At 69.5% G+C, this 23,032-nt stretch carries 22 protein-coding genes; 11 read left to right on the plus strand and 11 right to left on the minus strand.

The window, feature by feature from the left end:
- Window positions 1–437: 437 nt before the first annotated feature.
- From MUB46_RS16510 to MUB46_RS16530, 5 genes are read left to right on the plus strand one after another with little or no spacing between them, the layout of a single operon-like run.
- Window positions 438–1,304: a branched-chain amino acid ABC transporter permease gene (locus tag MUB46_RS16510; protein ID WP_261617027.1), complete on the plus strand. Its 867-nt coding sequence runs from the start codon at window positions 438–440 to the stop codon at window positions 1,302–1,304.
- On the plus strand, window positions 1,304–2,347 hold the full coding sequence (locus MUB46_RS16515; RefSeq protein WP_261617028.1) for a branched-chain amino acid ABC transporter permease: 1,044 nt from the start codon (window positions 1,304–1,306) through the stop codon (window positions 2,345–2,347). Before MUB46_RS16510 ends, MUB46_RS16515 begins: the two co-directional genes overlap by 1 nt.
- Window positions 2,340–3,053: an ABC transporter ATP-binding protein gene (locus tag MUB46_RS16520; RefSeq protein ID WP_261617029.1), complete on the plus strand. Its 714-nt coding sequence runs from the start codon at window positions 2,340–2,342 to the stop codon at window positions 3,051–3,053. Before MUB46_RS16515 ends, MUB46_RS16520 begins: the two co-directional genes overlap by 8 nt.
- Before the next feature lie 5 nt (window positions 3,054–3,058).
- Window positions 3,059–5,518, plus strand: coding sequence for an amidase (locus MUB46_RS16525; protein WP_261617030.1), 2,460 nt, complete (start codon window positions 3,059–3,061; stop codon window positions 5,516–5,518).
- Window positions 5,519–5,543: 25 nt separating this feature from the next.
- Entirely contained in the window at window positions 5,544–7,328 is a 1,785-nt protein-coding gene (locus tag MUB46_RS16530) for an AMP-binding protein (protein ID WP_261617031.1), read from the plus strand.
- A gap of 22 nt (window positions 7,329–7,350) precedes the next feature.
- Here the strand turns inward: MUB46_RS16530 and MUB46_RS16535 are convergent, their stop codons facing one another.
- Genes MUB46_RS16535 through MUB46_RS16560 form a run of 6 tightly spaced genes read right to left on the minus strand, consistent with a single transcriptional unit; the run spans window position 7,351 to window position 13,034 of the window.
- Window positions 7,351–8,637 carry a (Fe-S)-binding protein gene (locus MUB46_RS16535; RefSeq protein WP_261617032.1) on the minus strand — a complete coding sequence of 429 codons (1,287 nt, stop codon included), beginning with the start codon at window positions 8,635–8,637 and terminating at the stop codon, window positions 7,351–7,353.
- 11 nt (window positions 8,638–8,648) lie between these two features.
- Window positions 8,649–10,394: a nickel-dependent hydrogenase large subunit gene (locus MUB46_RS16540; RefSeq protein ID WP_261617033.1), complete on the minus strand. Its 1,746-nt coding sequence runs from the start codon at window positions 10,392–10,394 to the stop codon at window positions 8,649–8,651.
- The gene (locus MUB46_RS16545) at window positions 10,391–11,050 is read right to left on the minus strand and encodes a hypothetical protein (protein ID WP_261617034.1); all 660 of its coding nucleotides are present in this window, start codon (window positions 11,048–11,050) and stop codon (window positions 10,391–10,393) included. Before MUB46_RS16545 ends, MUB46_RS16540 begins: the two co-directional genes overlap by 4 nt.
- The gene (locus MUB46_RS16550) at window positions 11,047–12,129 is read right to left on the minus strand and encodes a hydrogenase small subunit (protein ID WP_261617035.1); all 1,083 of its coding nucleotides are present in this window, start codon (window positions 12,127–12,129) and stop codon (window positions 11,047–11,049) included. The genes MUB46_RS16545 and MUB46_RS16550 overlap by 4 nt, the downstream gene beginning before the upstream one ends.
- A 25-nt stretch (window positions 12,130–12,154) precedes the next feature.
- Window positions 12,155–12,544, minus strand: coding sequence for a hydrogenase expression/formation protein (locus tag MUB46_RS16555; RefSeq protein WP_261617036.1), 390 nt, complete (start codon window positions 12,542–12,544; stop codon window positions 12,155–12,157).
- Window positions 12,531–13,034, minus strand: coding sequence for a HyaD/HybD family hydrogenase maturation endopeptidase (locus MUB46_RS16560; RefSeq protein ID WP_261617037.1), 504 nt, complete (start codon window positions 13,032–13,034; stop codon window positions 12,531–12,533). Before MUB46_RS16560 ends, MUB46_RS16555 begins: the two co-directional genes overlap by 14 nt.
- Before the next feature lie 148 nt (window positions 13,035–13,182).
- On the opposite strand from MUB46_RS16560, the gene MUB46_RS16565 reads away from it, so the two are divergent.
- The 6 genes from MUB46_RS16565 to hypE are packed head-to-tail and all read left to right on the plus strand — an operon-like array spanning window position 13,183 to window position 19,146.
- A complete protein-coding gene (locus tag MUB46_RS16565; protein ID WP_261617038.1) occupies window positions 13,183–13,428 on the plus strand; it encodes a HypC/HybG/HupF family hydrogenase formation chaperone in 246 nt (81 codons plus the stop codon).
- Window positions 13,421–13,789, plus strand: a complete 369-nt coding sequence (locus MUB46_RS16570) for a hydrogenase maturation nickel metallochaperone HypA/HybF (protein WP_261617039.1) — start codon at window positions 13,421–13,423, stop codon at window positions 13,787–13,789. Before MUB46_RS16565 ends, MUB46_RS16570 begins: the two co-directional genes overlap by 8 nt.
- Window positions 13,790–13,825: 36 nt before the next feature.
- Window positions 13,826–14,653 carry a hydrogenase nickel incorporation protein HypB gene (gene hypB, locus MUB46_RS16575; protein ID WP_261617040.1) on the plus strand — a complete coding sequence of 276 codons (828 nt, stop codon included), beginning with the start codon at window positions 13,826–13,828 and terminating at the stop codon, window positions 14,651–14,653.
- Window positions 14,650–15,786 carry a hydrogenase formation protein HypD gene (gene hypD / locus MUB46_RS16580; protein ID WP_261617041.1) on the plus strand — a complete coding sequence of 379 codons (1,137 nt, stop codon included), beginning with the start codon at window positions 14,650–14,652 and terminating at the stop codon, window positions 15,784–15,786. The genes hypB and hypD overlap by 4 nt, the downstream gene beginning before the upstream one ends.
- Window positions 15,764–18,115 carry a carbamoyltransferase HypF gene (hypF, locus tag MUB46_RS16585; RefSeq protein WP_261617042.1) on the plus strand — a complete coding sequence of 784 codons (2,352 nt, stop codon included), beginning with the start codon at window positions 15,764–15,766 and terminating at the stop codon, window positions 18,113–18,115. Before hypD ends, hypF begins: the two co-directional genes overlap by 23 nt.
- The gene (hypE, locus tag MUB46_RS16590; protein WP_261617043.1) at window positions 18,112–19,146 is read left to right on the plus strand and encodes a hydrogenase expression/formation protein HypE; all 1,035 of its coding nucleotides are present in this window, start codon (window positions 18,112–18,114) and stop codon (window positions 19,144–19,146) included. Before hypF ends, hypE begins: the two co-directional genes overlap by 4 nt.
- 8 nt (window positions 19,147–19,154) lie before the next feature.
- Here hypE and MUB46_RS16595 read toward each other — a convergent pair whose 3' ends face one another.
- Genes MUB46_RS16595 through MUB46_RS16615 form a run of 5 tightly spaced genes read right to left on the minus strand, consistent with a single transcriptional unit; the run spans window position 19,155 to window position 23,031 of the window.
- The gene (locus MUB46_RS16595; RefSeq protein WP_261617044.1) at window positions 19,155–19,625 is read right to left on the minus strand and encodes a hydrogenase maturation protease; all 471 of its coding nucleotides are present in this window, start codon (window positions 19,623–19,625) and stop codon (window positions 19,155–19,157) included.
- Window positions 19,622–20,923 (minus strand): Ni/Fe hydrogenase subunit alpha, encoded by a 1,302-nt coding sequence (locus tag MUB46_RS16600; RefSeq protein WP_261617045.1) that lies wholly within the window; start codon window positions 20,921–20,923, stop codon window positions 19,622–19,624. Before MUB46_RS16600 ends, MUB46_RS16595 begins: the two co-directional genes overlap by 4 nt.
- A complete protein-coding gene (locus MUB46_RS16605; protein ID WP_261617046.1) occupies window positions 20,898–21,689 on the minus strand; it encodes an NADH-quinone oxidoreductase subunit B family protein in 792 nt (263 codons plus the stop codon). Before MUB46_RS16605 ends, MUB46_RS16600 begins: the two co-directional genes overlap by 26 nt.
- Before the next feature lie 2 nt (window positions 21,690–21,691).
- The gene (locus tag MUB46_RS16610) at window positions 21,692–22,570 is read right to left on the minus strand and encodes an FAD/NAD(P)-binding protein (RefSeq protein ID WP_261617047.1); all 879 of its coding nucleotides are present in this window, start codon (window positions 22,568–22,570) and stop codon (window positions 21,692–21,694) included.
- Entirely contained in the window at window positions 22,570–23,031 is a 462-nt protein-coding gene (locus MUB46_RS16615) for a cyclic nucleotide-binding domain-containing protein (protein WP_261617048.1), read from the minus strand. The genes MUB46_RS16610 and MUB46_RS16615 overlap by 1 nt, the downstream gene beginning before the upstream one ends.
- Window position 23,032: the final 1 nt, after the last annotated feature.

The following is a 23,032-nucleotide window of genomic DNA, read 5'->3' on the forward strand; positions in this document are numbered from 1 at the left end:
AGACGTTGGAAACCGCACCCGCCATCGCCCGCCGTACTGCCCGGCGCTTCCTTGTCGCCCATGGTTCGAGACGCGGTCTGTCGCCCGCTCCTCACCATGAGGGTGTCCGTGTTCCGGCGTCCGCCACAAGCTCCGTCCTCATCCTGAGGAGCGGCGACGCCGCGTCTCGAAGGATGGGAGTTGCGCGAGGCGGCAGCGCGTCGCCCTGTAGCCCCGGCGGAGTTCATCCTCGGGCAGGCAAAAGGACGGACCTGGTAATGCGCGGCGCGGGCGAGGCCGACGTACGAACCACAACCGTCATGCCCGGACTTGTCCCGGGCATCCATGACAACGGTCTCCAGCTTTCGTGTTCATGGATTGCCGGGACAAGCCCGGCAATGACAGGTCGAGATTGCCGCGTGACCCGTCCTCGGCCGGCAGCAAGATGAGGTGAAGCGGTGGACCTGGCCGGCGTCATAGCCATCGAGATCGTCTATTCGATCGCCATGCTGGTGCTGATCAGCGCCGGGCTGGCCGTCGTCTTCGGCATGATGCGGGTCATCAACCTGGCCCACGGCGAGTTCATGATGATGGGTGGCTACGCCACCATCGTCGCCGCCAAGGCCGGAATCAATGTCTATGTCGCGATGCTGATCGTCGCCCCGCTCGTCGTCGGCGTCATCGGCCTGATCGTCGAGAGGCTGGTGATCCGCTTCCTCTACGGGCGGCTGATCGACACGATGCTGGCGACCTGGGGACTCAGCCTGTTCTTCATCGGCGCGGCGACCATGATCTTCGGCAACACCACGACCGGGATCTCGCCGCCGATTTCCGGCTTCGCGCTCGGCGACTACCAGGTCAACGGCTACAACCTGTTCATCGTGCTGGTGGCGGCGGTGATCCTGATCGCCATGTACGCGGCGCTGTCGCTGACCCGCTTCGGCCTGATCGCGCGCGGCGCCATGCAGCGCCCCGACATGGCCTCGGCGCTCGGCTACGATCCCGACCGCATCTACATGCTGACCTTCTTCGCCGGCTCCGCGCTGAGCGGGCTTGCCGGCGGCATCCTCGCGCCGCTGGTCGGCCTGGTGCCGACGACGGGGGCGACCTACATCGCCAAGGCCTTCATCACGGTGATCTCCGGCGGCGCGTCGGTGATCGCCGGGCTTGCGAGCTCTGCCACCCTGTTCGGCCTGATCTCGCAGTCCTTCACCTTCCTGTTCACGCCGGTCGTCGGCGAGGTGGCGCTGCTGGTCGCCGCCGTCGTCCTGCTCAGGCTCCTGCCGCAGGGCATTACCGGGCGCTTCTTCAAGGGTGGCATGTGATGGTGGCGTCGGAGTTCAAGAGCGCGATCACCGTCCTCGTCGTCGCCGGGATCCTGTTCGTCGTCGCCCCGGCGGTGATCGAGACCTACACGCTGACGGTGCTGATCATCTACGGCATGCTTGCGCTCAGTCTCGGGCTGATCTGGGGGTTCGGCGGCATCCTCTGCTTCGGCCAGGCCGCCTTCTTCGGTCTCGGCGCCTACACCTACGCCATCGCCGCCATCAATATCGGCGAGAGCACGGTGCCGTTCCTGCTCGGCATCGCCGTTCCCTTCGCCTTCGCCTTCGTCCTCGGCGCCATGCTGTTCTACGGCCGCCTGTCGGACGTCTATCTCGGCGTGATCACCCTTGTGGTGACCCTGATCTTCTTCAAGTTCATGAACTCGACGGCCGGGCCGGAATACGTGATCGGCACCGCCCGGCTCGGCGGCTTCAACGGCATACCCGGCTTCCAGACGCTGAATGTGCCCGGCGATCCCGGCGCCTACATCTACGACGTCGACTACTACTGGTTCTGCGTCGTCGCGATCCTGATCGTCTACGCGCTGGTGCGCTGGCTGCTGGCCAGCCCCTTCGGCCGCATCGCCGTTGCCATCCGCGAAAACGAGTCCCGCGCCGAGCTGATGGGCTACGACGTGCGCATCCGCAAGACCGTGCTGTTCGCGGTCGGCGGCGCCATCGCCGGCCTGGCGGGCACGCTGTTCGCCAACTGGGCCGAGATCGTCACGCCCGGCATGTTCTCGCTGGCCCAGTCGGCCGAGATCATCATCTGGTGCATCGTCGGCGGCCTCGGCACGCTGATCGGACCGGTCATCGGCGCGATGGCGCTCGCCTATCTCAAGTTCCTGCTCGGCCAGCAGGACGTCGTCGACAACATGATGATCCTCGGGCTGATCCTGACGCTGTCGGTGCTGTTCCTGCCGCGCGGCATCGTGCCGAGCATCGGCCTGGCGATATCCCGGGCGATGCCGAAGCGCCGCCGGCGGCGGCGCCATCGCCGCCCGCGCCGGGTCGCCGAGGAAGCCGAGGCGCTCAATGGCTAGCATCCTCGAGACCCGCGGGCTCACCATGCAGTTCGGCGGCGTCACCGCCGTCGACAATGTCGACTTCAGCCTGGAGCGCCACGAGCTGCGCTGCCTGATCGGGCCGAACGGGGCGGGCAAGAGCACGTTCTTCAAGTGCCTCACGGGGCAGCTCAAGCCGTCCGCCGGCCACGTCTTCATCGAGAACGAGGAGACCACCGGCTGGGACCCGCACGCCATCGCCCGGCTCGGCATCGGCATCAAGACGCAGGTGCCCAGCGTCATGGACGGCCTGAGCGTGCGCGAGAACATCTGGCTCGCCGCCTACCGCACCCACGGGCGCGAGCGGGCGCGCCGCTTTGCGGACGACGCCATCGACCGGCTGTCGCTCGGCGACATCGCGTCGGCGACCGTCGGCCGCCTGTCGCACGGCGAGCGCCAGCGCGTCGAACTCGGCATCGTCATCTCGATGGAGCCGTGGCTGATCCTGCTCGACGAGCCGGCCGCCGGCATGACAGGCGAGGAGGTCGCCCGCATGGCCGAGCTCATCGGCGAGCTGAACGCGGAGGCCGCGATCGTCGTGGTCGAGCACGACATGCAGTTCATCCGCTCGATCGCCAAGACGGTCACCGTCTTCAACCAGGGCCGAATCCTGGCGCAGGACGACGTCGACACCATCATGACCGACCCGCGCGTGCGCGACGTCTACCTGGGCAAGAAGGTCTGAGGCCCATGCTGCAGCACAGCCCGCCGGAACACGCACCCGCCGACCATCCCGCCCTCGAGGTTCGGTCGCTGGCGGCGGGCTACGGGCGCATTCCCGTCCTGCACGGCATCGACCTGGCCGTCGGGTACGACGAGATCGTCGGCATCCTCGGCCACAACGGCATGGGCAAGTCGACGCTTCTGAAGACCGTCATGGGCTTCCTGCCCGCCCGCGGCGGCCATGTCGCGCTCGCCGACGAGGACATCACCCGGCTCAAGCCGCACGACCGGGCGCTGCGCGGGCTCGGCTACATCCCCCAGGGCCGCGGCATCTTCCCGAAGCTGTCGGTCGCCGAGAACCTGCGGCTGGCCTGGCACGACCACGGCGATGCCAGCGAGGCGGATGCGCTCGAGCGCATGCTCGCCGACTTTCCGCGCCTCAAGCCCCTGCTCGGCCGCGAGGGCGGCGCGCTGTCGGGCGGCGAGCAGCAGCTGCTGGCGCTCGCCCGCGGGCTGATGGGCGATCCCTGGTTCCTGCTCCTCGACGAGCCGACCGAGGGCATCCAGCCCTCGATCATCGACGAGATCGAGGAGACGCTCCTGAGGCTGCGCAGGCAGCGCGGCCTCACCGTCCTGCTGGTGGAGCAGAACTTCGAGTTCCTGAGCCTCCTGTCCGACCGCGTCCTGGTGATGGAGCGCGGCGCGATCACCGCCGAGTTCGGCCGCGAGGCGGTGCGCGACGTCAGCCAGATCGAGGCGTTCCTGGGCTTCGGCGCCGTGCGCCAGACCCGCCGCGCGCCCGCACATGCGCCCGCGCCCGCGCTTGCAGGGCAGCCCCCGGGGCCGGCCCGCGCCGGGCCGCTCCATGGGGCGCCGCCCGTCCAATCGATGCCGGCCGAACGGCCCGGCCAACAGAAATCCCCCGCGCCCGGGAGCGACCGTGCGTCGCCGGCGCGGCCAATGGAGGCGTTCATGAGCGTCAGACGACCGACCGTGGAACAGATGCGCGACATCGTGTCGGGCCTGCACATGTCGATGAGCGACCGCGAGATCCTCGACTACCTCACGATCATGGAGGACACGTTCAAGGCCTACGACGCCGTCGACGCGATGCCCGACAACCTGCCGAAGGTGAAGTATCCGCGCACCCCCGGCTATCGTCCGTCCGCCGCCGAGAACCCGATGAACGCCTGGTACGTGAAGGCCGAGGTGAAGGGCGCCGCCTCCGGCCCGCTCGAGGGCAGGAAGGTCGTGCTCAAGGACAACGTGTGCCTGGCCGGCGTGCCGATGATGAATGGTGCCTCGACGCTGGAGGGCTACACGCCGGACGTCGACGCCACCGTCGTCACCCGCATCCTCGATGCCGGCGGCACCATCGTCGGCAAGGCCCACTGCGAGTATTTCTGCCTCTCCGGCGGCAGCCACACCAACGCCACCGGCCCGGTCCACAACCCCTACCGGCTCGGCTACTCCGCCGGCGGCTCTTCGTCCGGGTCGGGCGCGCTCGTCGGCGCCGGCGAGGTGGAGATGGCGATCGGCGGCGACCAGGGCGGCTCGATCCGCATGCCCGCCTCCTTCTGCGGCGCCTACGGCATGAAGGGCACCCACGGCCTCGTTCCCTATAGCGGCATCATGCCGATCGAGCCGACCATCGACCACGCCGGCCCGATCACCGCCAACGTGCGCGACAACGCGTTGCTGCTGGAGGTGATTGCCGGCGAGGACGGTCTCGATCCGCGCCAGTACTGCCCGAAGGTCGACCGCTACACCCAGGCCGTCGGCATGGGCGTCTCGGGCATGCGCATCGGCGTGGTCCGGGAGGGCTTCGGCCGCCCCGAAGCCGAGGCCGACGTCGACGACCGGGTGCGCGCGGCAGCCGAGAAGTTCCGCTCGCTCGGTGCGGCGGTCGAGGAGGTGTCGGTGCCGATGCACCTGACCGGCCCGGCAATCTGGACGCCGATCGCGCTCGAGGGCCTGACCGACATCATGATGCACGGCAACGGCTTCGCCACCGGCTGGGAGGGGCTCTACGTCACCAGCCTGCTCGACTACCACGCCAACTGGCGCGCGCGCGCCAACGAGCTGTCGAAGAGCCTGAAGATCTCGATGTTCGTCGGCGAGTACATGCAGAAGCACTATCGCGGCCACTACTACGCCAAGGCGCAGAACCTGAGCCGCGTTCTGCGGGCCGCCTACGACGACGCGCTGTCGCGCTACGACGTGCTGATCATGCCGACCACGCCGATGAAGGCGCAGCCGTTGCCCGCGCCCGACGATCCGCTGGCGAACTACATCCAGCGCGCCTTCGAGATGATCGGCAACACCGCCCCGTTCGACGCCTCGGGCCATCCGGCGATGAGCGTGCCGGTCGGCCTCAGCCAGGGCCTGCCGGTGGGCATGATGATCATCGGCAGGCACTACGCGGAATCGACCATCTACCGCGCCGCCGGTGCCTTCGAGTCGCTGGGAGACTGGCGCGCCATGTAGGGGCCATGTCTAGGGAGGACATGCCATGACCATCCTGTCGGAATCGATGGCGGGACAACTGTCCGTCAGCCTGTTCGAGCGCAACGACGCCGCCCAGGCGTCGGGCGGGGCGGTCGTCGCGCCGGTCGACGGCAAGTCCTACGTGTCCGGCGACCGGTCGGTGCCGCTGCGCCGGGTGACGATTCCGCAGATGTTCGCCGAGACGGTGTCGCGCTTCGGCCCGCGCGAGGCCGCCGTCTTCCGCGCGTCGAACCGGCGCTTCACCTACTACGAGCTCGACCGCGAGATCGACCGGCTGGCCAGCGGCCTGCTCGCGCTCGGCCTGGAGAAGGGCGACCGCATCGGCATCTGGTCGCCCAACCGCCCGGAGTGGCTGATCACCCAGTTCGCCACCGCGCGGATCGGCCTGATCATGGTCAACATCAATCCGGCCTATCGGCTGTCCGAGGTCGAGTACGCGCTGAACAAGGTCGGCTGCAAGGCGCTGATCGCCGCCGACAGGTTCAGGAAATCCGACTATCTCGGCATGCTCGCCACCCTGGCGCCGGAACTCGCCGCCTGCCGGCCCGGCGCGCTCAGGGCCGAGCGGCTGCCGGCGCTGCGCAGCGTCGTCCGGCTGGGCTCGGAGAAGACGCCGGGCATGTTCAACTTCGAGGAGGTCTGCGAGATCGGCGGGCCGGCGCAGCAGATGCGTCTCGACACCGTGACCCGCGCGCTCGATCCCGACGATCCGATCAACATCCAGTTCACGTCGGGCACCACCGGCTCGCCCAAGGGGGCGACGCTGACGCACTACAACATCGTCAACAACGCCTGGTTCACGGTCCGGACCATGGGATTCAGCGAATCCGACCGGCTGTGCATCCCGGTGCCGCTATACCACTGCTTCGGCATGGTGCTGGGCACGCTCGGCTGCGTCACGGCCGGCGCGTCCATGGTGTTTCCCGGCGAAGCCTTCGACGCCGGCGAGACGCTGGCGGCGGTCTCGGCCGAGCGCTGCACCGCCGTCTACGGCGTGCCGACCATGTTCATCGCCATGCTCGACCAGCCGGATTTCCGGTCGCACGACGTCTCCAGCCTGCGCACCGGCATCATGGCCGGCGCGCCGTGTCCGGTCGAGGTGATGCGCCGCGTCGTCCGGGACATGCACATGCCCGAGGTCACCATCGGCTACGGCATGACCGAGACGAGCCCGATTTCGTTCCAGTCCGCCATCGACGACGGGCTGGAGGAACGCGTCTCCACGGTCGGCCGCATCCATCCGCATGTGGAGGTGAAGATCGTCGACGAAACGGGCGCGATCGTCGACGTCGGCGTCGGCGGCGAGCTGTGCACCCGCGGCTATTCGGTCATGCGCGGTTACTGGAGCGACGAGGAACGCACCCGCGAGGCGATCGATGTCGGCGGCTGGATGCATACAGGCGACCTCGCCGAGATCGACGCGCGCGGCTATTGCAGCATTGTCGGCCGGGTCAAGGACATGGTCATCCGCGGCGGCGAGAACATCTATCCGCGCGAGATCGAGGAATTCCTCTACCGCCATCCCAAGATCGCCGAGGTGCAGGTCTTCGGCGTGCCCGACGAGAAATACGGCGAGGAGCTGGCAGTCTGGATCGTGCTGCAGCCGGGCGAGAGCGCCGGCGAGGACGAGATCCGCGACTACTGCAAGGGCGCGATCGCCCACTACAAGGTGCCCCGCTACATCCGCTTCAAGGACGCCCTGCCGATGACCGTCACCGGCAAGCCGCAGAAGTTCCTGATGCGCGAGGAAATGGCCGAGGAGCTGCAGCAGGCGGGCGGCGCCCGCTAGTCTCCAACGGCCGGCAGCGGCGCTAGGTCGACGGCCCGGCCGCCGGGGGCGTCCCCGCGCCGTCCTCGATCAGGTTCTCGGCGACGAGTTCCACGAGGCCGCCGATCCCGCGGTCCCAGCGCCAGTGCGCCTTGCTCTCGTCCATGGTCAGGCGGCAGTTGGAGCAGCCCGATACCATCGTCGTCGCTCCGGTCCGCTCGACCTGATCCATCTTGATCTTGAATACCTGGTGGCGCAGGTCTGCGGCTCGCCCGATCGCCTGCACGCCGCCACCGCCGCCGCAGCACCAGTTGTAGTCGGCGGTCGGCGCCATCTCGCGGAAGTCCTGCGCGAAGCCGTCGAGCAGGTAGCGCGCCGTCTCGGTCGCGCCGCCGCGCCGTGAGATCTGGCAGGCGTCGTGATAGGTGATCGGTTCCTCGACCGGCTTCAGCTTCAGCTTGCCCTGGCGTTTGAGCTCGGCGACGAACTCGGAGATGTGCAGCACCTCGTAGGGCAGTTCGCGGCCGAGAATGTTGGCCGCGCCCCAGCGCAACACGCCATAGGCGTGGCCGCATTCGGGAATGATGACGGTCTTCGCGCCGATGCTCTCGGCGGCGTCGGTGATGCGCAGGATCATCGTCCTGGCGATGTCCGCCTTGCCGGCGAGATAGCCGAAATTGGTCGCCTCGTAGCCCTTGGTGCTGAGCGTCCAGTCGGCCCCGGCGTGATTCAGGATCTTGGCCATCGCCACCACCGACTCGGGGTACTTCATCACCTCGATCGACGAGACGGTGAGCAGGATGTCGGCCTTGTCCTTGTCGACGACGATATCGACCTCGTGCTCGTCGGCGAGCCAGTCGATGCGGTCGGTGAGCTTCTCCGGCGTCACGCCGAGGGGGCTGCCGTGGTCGCGCGCGTTGTCGGCGGCCGCCAGTAGGTCCTCCGGTCCGAGCCCGGCCTTGACGAAGGCCTGCCGGGCGCCGGCGACGATCGAGGCGATGTCGATTCCCATCGGGCAGACCGTCGTGCAGCGTCCGCACATGGTGCAGGTGTCGAACAGCAGTTCCTCCCACTGGCGCAGGTCCTGCTCGGTGACCCGCGGCGCCAGACCGAGCCAGCTCAGCGGCCATTTCTGGCGGCGATAGGCCTTGGCGATCGGAAACAGCTTGTAGGCCGGGGTGTGCCGCGGGTCGCCGGACGCCTCGTGGAAATGACAGGCGTCGGCGCACTGGCCGCAATGGACGCAGCCTTCCAGGTAGCTGACCAGGTGCTCCTCGGTATGGGCGAGGAAGGTGCGGGTGGCGGCGTCGACGTCGATGGCTTCGGCCATGGTCGTGGCTCCTATCGGACCCGGATCTGCATCAGTTCCTCGCCGTCCGGATCGACGACGTGGACGGCGCAGGCGATGCAGGGATCGAAACTGTGGATGGTGCGCTGGATCTCCAGCGGCTGCTTGGGATCGTGCAGCGTATGCCGGTCCATCAGCGCGGCCTCGTAGGGCCCGGGATTGCCCTGGGCGTCGCGCGGACCCGCGTTCCAGGTCGACGGCACGACGGCCTGATAGTTGTCGATCTTGGTGTCCTTGATGACGATCCAGTGGGCGAGCGCGCCGCGCGGGGCCTCCATGAAGCCGACGCCGCGGGCCTCCTTCGGCCAGGTCGACGGCTCCCATTTGACCGGATTGTGGACGGTGAGATCGCCCGCCTTGATGTTGACGACGAGAGCGTCGAGCCAGACCTGCATCTGGTCGACGACGATCTTGCTTTCCAGGGTCCGCGCCGCCGTGCGCCCCATGGTGGAGAACATAGCGGTGAGCGGCAGGTCGAGCTTGGCCAGCGCCTGTTTGGCCAGCGCCTGCGTCGGCTCGTGGCCGCTGGCGTACAGCATCAGCACGCGGGCGAGCGGGCCGACCTCCATGACGTTGCCCTTCCAGCGCGGCGACTTCAGCCACGAATAGCTCTGCTCGACCTCGAGCTGCTCGTAGGGCGGTTGCGGCCCGGTGTAGTTCAGCGCGGTCTCGCCGTCATAGGGGTGCAGGCCCGCGTCCTTGCCGCCCGAATAGTAGTACCAGGAGTGGGACACGAATTCCTGGATCTCCTCCGGCGCGGTCATGTCGACCGGATGGATCGTCGACAGGTCGCGGTTCAGGATCGCGCCGGCGGGGATCAGCCAGCTCGACGGATCGTCCATGCCTGTCTCGGGGAAGTCGCCGTAGGTCAGGAAATTGCCGACGCCTTCGCCGCGCGCGAACCAGTCCTTGTAGAACGAGGCGATCGCCAGCGTGTCCGGCAGGTAGACCTGGTCGACGAAGTCGCGCATGCGCTGGATCACCGACTTGATCGTGCCGAGGCCGGCCATGTTGACGGCGGTCATCTGGGCCCCGCCGGCATCGAGCGTGTCGATGCTGATGGGCGAGGGCGCGCCGCCGACGAGGAAGTTCGGGTGCGGGTTCTTGCCGCCGAAGATCGTGTGGATCTGCACCACCTCGCGCTGCCAGGCGAGCGCCTCGAGATAGTGGGCGACGGCCATCAGGTTGGCCTCCGGCGGCAGCTTGTAGCCGGGATTGCCCCAGAAGCCGTTGGCGAAGATGCCGAGCTGTCCGCCCTCGACGAACGCCTTCAGCTTCGTCTGCGTGTCGGCGAAGTAGCCGGGGCTCGACTTCGGATAGCTGGAGATCGACTGCGCCAGCTGCGACGTCGCCGCCGGGTCGGCGCTCAGCGCCGAGACGACGTCGACCCAGTCGAGCGCGTGCAGGTGATAGAAGTGCATGACGTGGTCGTGCACGTACTGCGCCGCGATCATCAGGTTGCGGATCAGCTGGGCGTTCGGCGGGATCGTGTAGCCCAGCGCGTTCTCCACCGCGCGCACCGAGGCGATGCCGTGCACCAGCGTGCAGACGCCGCAGATCCGCTGGGCGTAGGCCCAGGCGTCGCGCGGGTCGCGGCCCTTCAGGATCAGCTCGATGCCGCGCACCATGGTGCCCGACGAGTAGGCCCCGGCGATGGTGTTGCCGGCGCCGAGCTCGGCCTCGATCCTGAGATGCCCCTCGATCCGGGTGATCGGGTCGACGACGATGCGTTCGTTCATATCTTCACCCCCCGGCGGCCGTAGAGCACGCCCGTCTCGCCGCGGGTCAGGAAGACCAGGAAGGCGTGCATGAGCTTTCCGAACGGAAACCAGATCAGGAACAGCGCGACGCTGAGCATGTGGACCGCGAGCAGCGTCTCGTAGGGCGCCCACAGATGGCTGACGGCGACGAGGCCGGTGACGACCGGCAGCGTCGTCACGAACCAGCTCCAGTAGTCGTTGACGGTCGACAGCAGCCGGACCACCGGGTTCGTCAGCCGCCGCCCCAGCGCGGCGAGCAGCGAGGCGAGCGTGATCACCGAGACGACGGAGACGACGCCGCTGGGCAGGTTCGGCCAGGACACCCCGAACAGGCCGCGCCACACCAGGATGTGCTGGGCGAGGCCGAAGACGATGACAGCGAGCCCGATATGGAACACGTAGCCGTTAATCGTCGCGAACAGCGCGGTGCGGAGATAGGGCTTTGCCGGCCACAGGTGCCGTACGAAGCCGCCCGCCGCCAGCACGGCGCGCGACGGCACGCCGGGCCGCGCCACCGACCGGTCGCGCGCCCATGGCAGCAGCAGCAGCGACGACAGCCGCCACAGCACGCCGAACAGGAACACGGCGAAGGCGAACTCCAGCGCGGGGCCGCGCGCGAAATCGAGAAGCGTCATGACGGTGTCTCCCCGGACGGCTGCGTCCGTTTCGCTGCCTGCGCCCGGCGCCGCCGGGCAAGCAGGGCGCTGGCCACGCCGACGGCGGCGCCTGCGACCGCGGCGCCGCCGACGATCGCGGCGTTGTTGCGCGTGGTGGCGGACAGTGGCCGGTAGAAGCCGCCCTTGTCCCAGAAGTCCGGCTCGGAGCAGCCGAGGCAACCATGCCCTGACTGGATCGGGAACGAGACGCCGCCGTTCCACTTCAGCGTGGCGCAGGCGTTGTAGGTGACCGGCCCCTTGCACCCGACCTCGTAGAGGCACCAGCCCTGGCGCGCGCCCTCGTCGTCGAAGCGCTTGGCGAACAGGCCCTTGTCGTAGAACGGCCGACGGTAGCAGCGATCGTGGATCGAGTCGCCGAAGAACGCCTTCGGGCGGTTGAGGTGGTCGAGTTCGGGCAGCCGGTTGAAGGTGACGAGATAGGCGATGGTCCCGGCCATCGCCTCGGCGATCGGCGGGCACCCGGAGATGTTGATGATCGGCTTGTCGGTGATGATCTCGGACACCGCCATCGCGCCCGTCGGGTTGGGCCTGGCGTGCGGGATTCCGCCAAAGGCGGCACAGGTCCCGACCGAGATCACCGCCAGCGCATGTTCCGCGGACTCCTTGAGCACATCGAGATTGGTCTTGCCGGCGCTGGTCGAATAGACGCCGCCGTCACGCGTCGACACCGAGCCGTCGACGACGATGACGTACTTGCCCTCGTTCTCCTTCATCGCCGCCAGCCGCGCCTCTTCCGCCGCGGCGCCGGAAACGGCCATCAGCGTCTCGTGATAGTCGAGCGAGATCAGATCGAAGATCATGTCCTCGATCGTCGGGCTGAAGGAGCGCGTCAGCGATTCCGTGCAGCCGGTGCATTCCTGGAACGACAGCCAGATCACCGACTGCCGCCGCGTGTTCGCCAGCGCTTCCGCCATGGTGCGTGAGGCCGCCGGCGGCAGCGCCATCGCGCTCGCCAGATAGGCGGTGTATTTCAGCAGCGCACGGCGCGATACGCCGCGCCGGGCGAGCAGGTCGCCGACCGTTTCGTTCGCGGGCATGGCCCGTCACCTCCCTCTGCCTTGCTCACGCCTCGACCGACAGGTCGTCGCGCAGCCGCGTCGCCGCCGCCGCGACGTCGGCGCCGTGCGTGACGATGATCTCGGGAACCGTCGTTATCTCTATGCGCTCTGCCGCGATGCGGCCGTCGCCGCCGTAGTGGCGCACCCACCAGACGCCGGCATATCCGGTCTCCCGGATGTTGCTTCGGCCGGCGACATCGAGGTCGGCCTCCACGTCGCCGCGTCCCAGCCTGCCCTCCAGCTCGTCGCGGTCCGCGGTGCTCATCGGCAGGCTCCGCAGGTCGATCGCCGCCGTCTCGCCGGTGTCGGCTAGACGGGCCAGGTGCCGGGCGATCTCGCGCAGCAGGCTGTCCGCGATACCCGTGCGCACGTCGTTGCCGTCATCCCGGTGCATCGGACCACTCCCCGATCAGCGCGATCACCGCCCCGCACGCCTTCGGCACGGCGGCCTGAACCGGCCCGGTCGCCGCGAGCCCCCAACCGGTCGCACCGGGCTGTATCGCCACCAGCGCGCGCCGCTCCGGCGCGCAGCCGGCCAGCCGCGCCGCCGCGATCAAGTCGGCGAGCGCCACCTCGTGCGCCGTTTTCTTGTTGCCTCGCAGCTGGGCGTCCATGTCGGCGCCGCGAAACGTGCGGACCGTGCCGGGCCGCATGTCGAGATCCATCGCGTCCACCGCGATCAGCGCCCCGGATTCCTCGATTTCCGACAGGAGCGCGAGGCCGATGGTGCCACCGTCGCGCAGGGCCACGTCGCTGCCGATCTCGCCGCGATCCTGCCGTTGGCCGAGCGCGTTGACGACGTGAACGCCGGCCCCGTCATCGCTCAGCAGAACGTTGCCGATGCCAAGTACCAGGGTCCGGGTCTTGGTGGCGTCCGTTCGCATGCTCCGCTGCCTGCATATCGTCGTGCCGCGCGCCGGAGATCAGCCACGTCACGAAGACACCATCATTGAAGACGACAAACTATGGTGCGTATACTTGACCGAGTAAAGATAGTTACGCGCATAAATAAGTTTCGTGAAGGAGGCCGTCATGTGTCTGGCCGTGCCGATGCGAGTTGTGGAGCGTGATGGCTTCATGGCACGGTGCGAAGCCAAGGGCATCGAGCGCGCGGTGAGCCTCTTCCTGCTTCAGCACGAGGACGTCGGCCCGGGCGACCATGTCATGGTCCATGTCGGCTACGCGATCCAGAAGATGACGGCGGCGGAAGCGCAGAGCGCGTGGGCGCTTTTCGACGAGATTCTCGCCGCGGACGAAGAAGCGCACGGCGGTGCATGAGCTAGCGATCTGCCAGAGCCTGTTGCGGGAAGTGCAGCGCGTGGCCGCGCGGAACGACGCCAGCGAGGTGGTCCGGATCGGCGTCGTGGTCGGGCCGCTGTCCGGTGTCGAGGCCCCGCTGCTCGAGCGCGCCTTCACGCTGGCCCGGTGCGGAACCATCGCGGCGAACGCGACGCTCGAGATCGAGGAAGCGCCGCTGACGGTCTGGTGCGAAAGCTGCGGCGTCGAGTCACAGGTGGCGATGAACGCGCTGCTGTGCGGCCGGTGCGGTACCTGGAAGGTTGATCTGAGGTCCGGAAACGAGCTGCTGTTGAAGCAGGTGGAACTGAGCCGCGACGAAACCGCCGGGGCGACCGGCTGATACCGGCGGCGTGCGCGGCGGCGAAGGGAGACGATCATGTGCGACCAGTGCGGATGCGCGACGACGCCGGACACCGTTCACGTCCATGACCATGCCGGCGTCGTGACGACCCGGTCCGTCGACGCCCAGTCCGTCGAGATCCTGACGGGGCTGCTGCACGAGAACGACCACGTTGCCGCCCACAATCGCGAGCACCTGGACCGCCACGGCATCCTCGCGGTCAACCTGATGTCGTCGCCGGGCTCGGGCAAGACCAGCCTGCTGGAGGCGACGATCGATGCGCTCGGCGACAGGCACCGCATCGCCGTCATCGAAGGCGACCTCGAGACCGAGAACGACGCGCGCCGCATCCGCGAAAAGGGCGTGCCGGCGGTTCAGATCACCACCGGCCAGACCTGCCACCTCGACGCCCATATGGTGCATGACGCGCTGCATGCGCTCGATCTCGGCGCGATCGACATCCTGTTTATCGAGAATGTCGGCAATCTGGTCTGTCCGGCGAGCTTCGATCTCGGCCAGCACGCCAATGTGACGCTCCTTGCGGTGACCGAGGGCGACGACAAGCCCGCCAAGTATCCGGTGATGTTCCGCGGCTCAGACCTCGTGCTGCTGGCCAAGGCCGACCTCCTCGACGTGCTCGACGACTTCTCGCCGCAGAAGGCCGTCGGCCATGTCCGCGACCTGGCGAACCCCGCCGACGTGTTCACGGTCTCCGCGCGCCGGGCCGATACGCTGGTGCCATGGATTGCCTGGCTCGAGGACAGGCTCGCCGCCTGCCGGGGCGGGATGGCACCGCGGCCGCGGTCGCATCCAGCCTCCCGGCATTCGCATCACCATCCCCATCACGCGGGCGCCGCGGAATGACCGGCGCGCCGGCATCCGCCGTCGCCGCCAGGCGGTGGCTGGAGCGCATTCGCGCCCTGCCGCTGAACGAACGCGTCCGGGTGATGAACGTGTGCGGCGGCCACGAGCGGTCGATCTCCATGGCCGGCCTGCGCGGGGTATTGCCGCCGCAGATCGAGCTGATCCCGGGGCCGGGCTGTCCCGTCTGCGTCTGTCCCGAGGAGGATGTCTATGCCGCGATCCGGCTCGCCGCGCGCAGGGAGGTGATCCTGGTCGCCTTCGGCGACATGCTGCGGGTACCGGCGAACCTGCCGAAGAACGAGCCCCGCTCGCTGGAACAGGCGCGCGCCGCCGGCGGCGACGTGCGCCCAATTGCCTCGCCACAGGAAGCCGCGAAAATCGCCCGCGCCAATCCGGACAGGGACGTGGTGTTCTTCGCGGCCGGCTTCGAGACGACGACCGCGCCGGTGGCTGCCCTTGTCGCCGAGGGGCTTCCCGACAACCTGTCGATCCTGCTGTCGGGAAGGTTGACCTGGCCGGCCGTCGCCATGCTGCTCGACAGCGAGGAGGCCGGTTTCGACGCGCTGATCGCGCCGGGGCACGTCTCCACGGTGATGGGCCCCGAGGAATGGCGCTTCGTGCCGGAAAGGCACGGCATTCCGTCCGCCGTGGCCGGGTTCGAGACCGACAGCCTGCTTGCCGCGCTCCATTCCGTCCTCACCCAGCATCTCGAGGGGCGGGCGGTCCTAGACAACAGCTACGAGACCGTCGCCAGGCCCGGCGGCAACCCGACCGCGCGGCGCCTGATCGCGGAGACGCTGGACGTAGTCGACGCGACCTGGCGCGGCATCGGCGTGATCCCGAAGTCGGGCTTCGCGTTGAAGCCGCGCTTCGCCGCGTTCGACGCGGTGCGCCGGTTCGATCTCGATCTCGCCGAGGCCCGCAAGCGCGCCGGCCAGATGCCGCCGGGATGCGATTGCGCCCGCGTCGTCCTGGGCAAGATCTATCCCAACCAGTGCGTCCTGTTCGGCAAGGCCTGCACGCCGCGCACACCGATCGGTCCCTGCATGGTGTCGGACGAGGGCGCCTGCCGCATCTGGTGGTCGTCGGGCATCCGCCAAGCCGAGAGCCATGACCGCGCCGCTGCCGGATAGCGACCGGATCGCCGAACCATCTGCCCGCCGCATCGTCGTCGGCGGTCGGGTGCAGGGGGTCGGGTTCCGGCCGTTCGTCTACCGCACGGCGACGGCGCTCGGACTGTCCGGCTGGGTCCGCAACGGCGCCGGAAGGGTTCTGATCCACGTCGAGGGGCCGGCGCGGGCGCTTGCCCGCTTCGAGGCCGCGTTGAACGAGGAGGCCCCGCCCTTCGCCGAACCGCACCTCGAACGCGCGGAGGACACCGCCGCCGAGGGGGCGGACCGGTTCACGATCGTGGCCAGCGAAACAGGTGACGACGCCGACATCCACGTGCCGCCGGACATGTTCTGCTGCGAGGCGTGCCGCGTGGAGATCGCCGATCCGCGCGAGCGCCGCCATCGCTATCCCTTCACCAACTGCACCCAGTGCGGGCCGCGCTACACCATCATCGAGGCGCTGCCTTACGACCGGCCGAACACCGCGATGGCCGGCTTCGTGCTCTGTGTCGCGTGCGGGGGCGAGTACGAGGATCCGCGCGACCGGCGCTTCCATGCCCAGCCGCTCGGCTGCCCGGACTGCGGGCCGCGCCTGACCTTCCGCCGCGACGGCGACGCCTCCTTTACGGGCGGCGACGCGCTGGCCGCCGCGGTCGCGCATCTGCGCGGCGGCGGCATCGTGGCGACGAAGGGCATCGGCGGCTATCACCTGATGTGCGATGCCGCCAGCGACGAGGCCGTCAAAGCGCTGCGCGCGCGCAAGCACCGCCCACACAAGCCACTGGCCGTCATGGTCCCGAATGTCGGGGCGGACGGGCTAGACGCGGCGCGGGCGCATGTCGCGCTGGACGATGCCGAAGCGCGCGCCTGCGCCGATCCGCGCCGCCCGATCGTCCTCGCCCGCCGCAGGGCCGGGAGCGGCCTGAGCGCCGCGCTGGCTCCGGGCCTCGCCGAGCTGGGCGTCTTCCTTCCCTACAGCCCGCTGCACCACCTGTTGCTGTCGGATTTCGCCGCGCCGCTGGTCGCGACCTCGGGGAACGTCAGTGGCGAGCCGGTCCTCACCGACGATGCCGAGGCAGAGGCGCGCCTGCGCGGCGTCGCGACGGCGTTCCTGCACCACGACCGGCCGATCGTCCGGCCCGCCGACGATTCCGTCGTGCGCGTGATCACCGGCAAGCCGCGCCCGGTCCGTCTCGGCCGCGGCCTGGCACCGCTGGAGATCGACCTGCCGCGTGCCTTCGCCGAGCCGACACTGGCCGTCGGCGGGCAGATGAAGGGCGCCGTCGCGCTCGGCTGGGGCCGCCGTGCCGTCGTGTCGCCGCATATCGGCGAACTGGACAGCCCGCGCAGCCGGCGCGTCTTCGAACAGGTCGTCGCCGACCTGCAGGCGCTCTACCGGGTCGAGGCCCGCCGCGTCGTCTGCGATGCCCATCCCGGTTACGCCGCCACGCGCTGGGCGCGCGACAGCGGTTTGCCATTGATGCGCGTGCAGCACCATGCCGCCCATGCCTCGGCGCTCGCCGGGGAGGCGCCGCAGATCGATCGCTGGCTGGTGTTCGCCTGGGACGGCATCGGCCTTGGCACCGACGGCAGGGATCGGGACGAGCTTTGGGGCGGCGAGGCGTTGCTCGGAGCCCCCGGCTGCTGGCGTCGCGTCGCCAGCATGCGGCCGTTTCGGCTCACCGGCGGCGACCGGGCCGGGCGCGAGCCCTGGCGTTCGGCCGCCGCCGTGATGTGGGAGGCGGGCCATGCCTTCGCGCCGGCCGTCGACGGTGCCGGCCTTGCCGCCCAGGCCTGGTGCAAGGGCGTGGGAACCGCGCGGACCTCCTCGGTGGGCCGCCTGTTCGATGCCGCCGCCGCGCTGATCCTGGGCGTCGACGTCGCCACGTTCGAGGGGCAGGGGCCGATGCTGCTGGAAAGCGCGGCGGATGCGACCGATGCGACCGGCGAGGCGGTGCCGCTGCCGCTCGCCCGCGATCCGGACGGGCTGTGGCGCAGCGACTGGGCGCCGCTGCTGCCGGTGATCGCCGATGCGACCCTGTCCGCCGGCGCCCGCGCCGCGCTTTTCCACGAGAGCATGGCGCGCGCGCTCGTCGATCAGGTGACGACGCTGGCGCGGACCGAGGACTTTCGCGCGGTCGGGCTGACGGGCGGCGTTTTCCAGAACCGGCTGCTGGCCGACCGCGTCTGCGCGCTGCTGGCGGCGGAGGGGATTACAGCCCGGCTGCCCGAGGCAGTGCCGGCCAACGACGGCGGGCTGGCGTTCGGACAGCTCGTCGAGGCACTGTATCGCGGCGCCCGCGGCGGCGATGGCCGCGACAACGATACCCGAGGCAACGGACAGGCATGACAGACGCCAGGCACGTGGAGCTCGCGCACGGCAATGGCGGCCGTTTCATGCGGGAGCTGATCGAGGCGGTTTTCGCCAGGCATCTGGCCAATCCCGGCCTCGACGCGGGGCTAGAAACGGGTCTCGACATCGGGCTCGACGCCGCCCCGATCGGCCTGGAGGCCGGTTTCGTGCCCTACATCACCACCGATGCCTTCACGGTGCAGCCGCTCGAATTCCCCGGCGGCGACATCGGTTCGCTCGCCGTCAACGGGACCGTCAACGATCTCGCCGTCGCCGGCGCGACGCCGAAATATCTCACCCTCAACGCGATCATCGAAGAGGGGCTCGAAGTCGCCTGCCTCGAGCGCATCGTCAGGAGCCTCGCCGCCGCCGCCCGCGACGCCGGCGTTTGCGTGGTCGCCGGCGACACCAAGGTCGTCCCGCGCGGGCAGGGCGGCGGCCTCTATCTCGCCACCACGGGGGTGGGCCTGCGTGCCGCCGGGTGCCGGCTCGGCCTGGAGCAGGTGCGCGCCGGCGATGCGCTGCTGGTCAGCGGCCCCGTCGGCGATCATGGCATCGCGGTGATGCTGGCGCGCGAGGACTTCGACCTGAAGGGCAGCGTCGCCTCGGACTGCGCCTCCGTCGCCCCGTTCACGGCGCCGCTCGCGACGATGCCGGGCGTGCGCTTCATGCGCGATCCGACCCGCGGCGGCCTTGCCACCGTCGCACACGAGATCGCCGCGGCGACGGCGCTGACCGCCCGGCTCGCCGAGCCGTCCGTGCCGGTACGCGACGCCGTGCGCTCGGTATGCGAGATGCTGGGCTACGATCCCTATTATCTCGCCTGCGAGGGCCGCGTCGTGGCGGTCGTGTCGCCGCAGGTCGCCGACGATGTCCTCGCGCTGTGGCGCGCCCTGCCGGGCGGCGCGGACGCCGCGATGATCGGCCGCATGATCGAGGGGCCGGCGCAGGTGATCCTGGAAACGGAGATCGGCGGGGAGCGCGTGCTGGAGGAACTGGAGGACGATCCGCTGCCGCGGATCTGCTGACGCCGTTCCTAGCCAGCCGGTTCCGCCGGCGCGGCGAGTTCCGCGCAGATCTCGTCGGCGACGCGGCGCGCGGCCTCCGCCACCGCCGGCGTGATCCGGCCGCCGGGCGCGAAGGCCGCCGCCTCGATCGCGTACACGGTCAGGCGGGGCGGCAGCGCGCCGAGCGCGCGGGCAAGCTCGATGGTCGTCGCCAGGCTGATGCCGTGGGACGACAGGGCGCCGAGGCGTTCCGGCAGCGGCGCCGCATGGGCCTCGAAGCGGTGAACGGCCCCGGCGCGCGTCATCGGCACGCAGGCGTCGACGAGCCAGACCGCCGGAACGCCGCGCCAGGCCTCCATCAGGCCCTGCGGCTCGGCCGCCGACCGGATCACCCGGACGCCATCGAGGCCGGCATCCGCGACAAATCCCGCAGCGATCAATCCGGCCGCGTCGTCGCCGCGATCCGCGTTGCCCACCCCGATGACGAGGCGGTCCGTCACGACCCGTCCTCGCCGCGGTCGATGTCGAGCCTCAGGAAATGCGTCGCGCAGGAAATGCAGGGATCGTAGTTGCGGATCGTCTGCTCGCAGCGCAGCTTCAACGCCTCGTCCGCCATCGACAGGTTGGCGGCGAGCACGCCGCGCAGGTCGTCCTCGATGGTCGGCTGGTTCTGCGCCGTCGGCGGCACGATCCGGGCGCTCTGGATGGATCCGTCGGCGGCGATGTCGTAGCGGTGGAAGAGCAGGCCGCGCGGGGCTTCCGTCGCCCAGGCGCCGCGGCCGTCGCGCGGCGTCACGGGCACGGCGGGTTCGGCCGGCGGCGCGTAGGCATCGATCAGGCGCAAGGCCTCCTCGAAGGCGAACAGCACCTCGACCGCGCGCACGACGATGCTCCGGAACGGGTTGCGGCAGACCGGCCCCAGGCCCGCATCCCGCGCCGTCGCGCGCACCGTTTCGGGCAGCCGTTCGAAGTTCAGCGCGTAGCGGGCCAGCGGCCCGGTGAGATAAGGCCCGCCGCCCCTGATTTGCGCGTGCAGCGCGGTGGAATGGGCGACGTGCACTTCCTCGAAGGTATCCTCGTAGTCGTCCGGCGCGATGTCGATGCCGCCGCTGGAGGCGATGCGGCCCTCCGCCAGCGGGTATTCGTCCTGGGGCCGCAGCGCGACGAACGTATAGTCGCGCTCGAAGTCGGGACAGTCGAGGGCGGCCGTCCACAGCACGGTCTCGCGGGCGGCGTCGCGCGCCCACAGAAGCTCGTCGCGCAGCGCCGCGAGCGCACTTTTGCGCGGGGCGCGATAGAACCCGCCTACGCGCACGTTGATCGGATGCACCTCGCGGCCGCCGAGCGTGGCGACGATATCGTTGCCGGCCTTCTTCATGCGCAGGGCCCGCTGCACCGCCGCCCGGTGGTCGCGCGCCATCTCGACCACGCTGTCGAAGCCGAGGAAGTCTGGCGCGTGCAGCATGTGGATGTGCAGCACGTGGCTCTCGATCCACTCGCCGCAATACAGCAGCCGGCGCAGGTCGCGCAGCGCCCCGCCGACGCGGACGCCGCAGGCCGCCTCCATCGCGTGGACGGCGCTCATCTGGTAGGCGACCGGGCAGATGCCGCAGATCCGCGCGGTGATGTCGGCGGCCTCGCGGAAGTCGCGTCCGCGCAGCAGCGCCTCGAAGAAGCGCGGCGGCTCGTAGATGTTCAGCTCGACATGCTCGATCGCCCCGTCGCGCAGGCGCACGTGCAGCGCGCCTTCACCCTCGACGCGGGCGAGCTGCTCAACCTTGATCGTGCGCTGCGTCATGACGCTCGCTCTCCTCCCGGAACGGCGGGGCGGCCGCGTTGAAGGTGCTCAGGATCCGCTGGATGTCGCGCGGGGCCATGCCGTGGCGGGCGAGCACCGTGCTGATCGCCGGCATCTCGGGCGTGTCCTGCGGCCCGTAGCAGCCGTAGCAGCCGCGGTCGAAGGCCGGGCAGATGGCGCCGCAGCCGGCCTGCGTCACCGGTCCCAGGCACGGAGTGCCGTGCGCGACCGTCACGCAGACGGTGCCGCGCATCTTGCATTCGAGGCAGACGCTGTGGCCGGAGACCGCAGGCCGGCGGCCGAAGGCGAAGGCGCTGACCACCTCCAGAAGCTGGTACTTGTTGACCGGGCAGCCGCGCAGCTCGAAATCGACCGGCACGTGATCGGCGATCGCGGTGGAGGTCGCCAGCGTCTCGATGTAGTCGGGCCGGGCGTAGACGGCGGCGATGAAGTCGTCGATGTCGTGGAAGTTGCGCAGCGCCTGGATGCCGCCGGCGGTCGCGCAGGCGCCGATGGTGACGAGCGCCTTCGACTGGGCGCGCACCTGCCGGATCCGCTCGGCATCATGCGCCGTGGTGATGGACCCCTCGACCAGCGACAGGTCGTAGGGCCCCGCGACGACGGCGCTGGAGGCTTCGAGGAACTGGGCTATCTCGACGGCGCCGGCAAGGGCCAGCAGCTCGTCCTCCAGGTCGAGCAGCGACAGCTGGCAACCGTCGCAGGAGGCGAACTTCCAGACCGCCAGCTTGGGCTTGCGCGCCGCCATCGTCACAGCCCCGGCACGGCGAGCAGGCCGGCGACGCGGTCGTGCGGGAACACCGGCCCGTCGCGGCAGACGAAGGCGGGACCGAGCTGGCAGTGGCCGCAATGGCCGATCGCGCATTTCATGTTCCGCTCCAGCGACACGTGGATATCGGCGCCGTGCATGCCGCGCGCCTTCAGCGCCTCGGCCGAAAAGTGCATCATGATCTCGGGGCCGCACAGGAAGGCCGTCGACCGGTCCGGATCGAAGTCGGCTGCGGCGATCAGCTTGGTGATGACGCCCACGCGCCCGTGCCAGGTGATGTCTGCGTGGTCCACCGTGATCTCGAACGCCAGATCGGGCGTGTTGCGCCAGCGTTCCAGGTCGTCCCTGAACAGGAGCATCTGCGGGTTGCGGGTGCCGTAGAACAGATAGACCCGGCGGTAGCGCCGCCGCTCGGCCAGGATCCGCAGGATGGCCGGCCGCAGCGGCGCCAGCCCGAGACCGCCGGCGAGGATCAGGATGTCGCGTCCCTCCGCCTCCCGCGTCGGCCAGGCGGTGCCGAACGGCCCACGCACGCCGACGGTCTGGCCCGGCTGCAGCCCCGAAAAGCCGCGCGTGACGCTGCCGACCGATCGCACCGTGTGGACCAGCCGGCCGGCCTCGGCCGGGTCGCCGCTGATGCTGATCGGCACCTCGCCCAGGCCGAACAGGTAGAGCATGTTGAACTGGCCGGGCGCGAAGGCCATGGACCGGGCGCCGCCGAGCAGTTCGAGATCGCGCGGCCCGAGATCGCGCGGTTCGAGATCGAAGGTAAAGGTGTCCTCGGTCTCGTCGCGCCGCGCGCGCACCGCGAACAGGCGCGGGATCATCGGGTCGGTCGGGGCCTCTGCGCCGGTATGCATCACGCCATGCCCGCACCGTAGACGTCGAGGGTCTGGAACCGCGCGTGCGTCAGTCTGTCGACCAGCACCGGAACGAAGCGTTTCATCAGCTCGTAGCCCAGATGGTGATCGGCCTCGCACTTGTCGCGCAGGCACTTGCCGTTGAGTGCCACGGCGACCGTCGTTTCCAGGGCGCGCGCGTCGGTGCTGCAGCGATACGGCGGCACGATCCAGGCGGCGTTCAGCACGCCGCCGGGGTGCTCGGTATTGAACATCATGTTGCCCTGCGGTCCGCGCATTTCCAGCCCGACGCTGCCGCGCCGGATGATGTAGAAGGTGTCGGCCGGGTCGCCCTGGCGATAGAGATACTGGCCGGTCTCGAAACGAACCTGTTTGCCGCACCCGGCGATCGCGCGCGTCAGCTCGTCCTCCAGCCCATGGAAGAACCGGTGTTCGATCATGACGGATTCGAGAGTGCGCATG

The sequence above is a fragment of the Microbaculum marinisediminis genome, assembly GCF_025397915.1.
GTDB classification, from domain to species: Bacteria; Pseudomonadota; Alphaproteobacteria; order Rhizobiales; family Tepidamorphaceae; genus Microbaculum; species Microbaculum marinisediminis.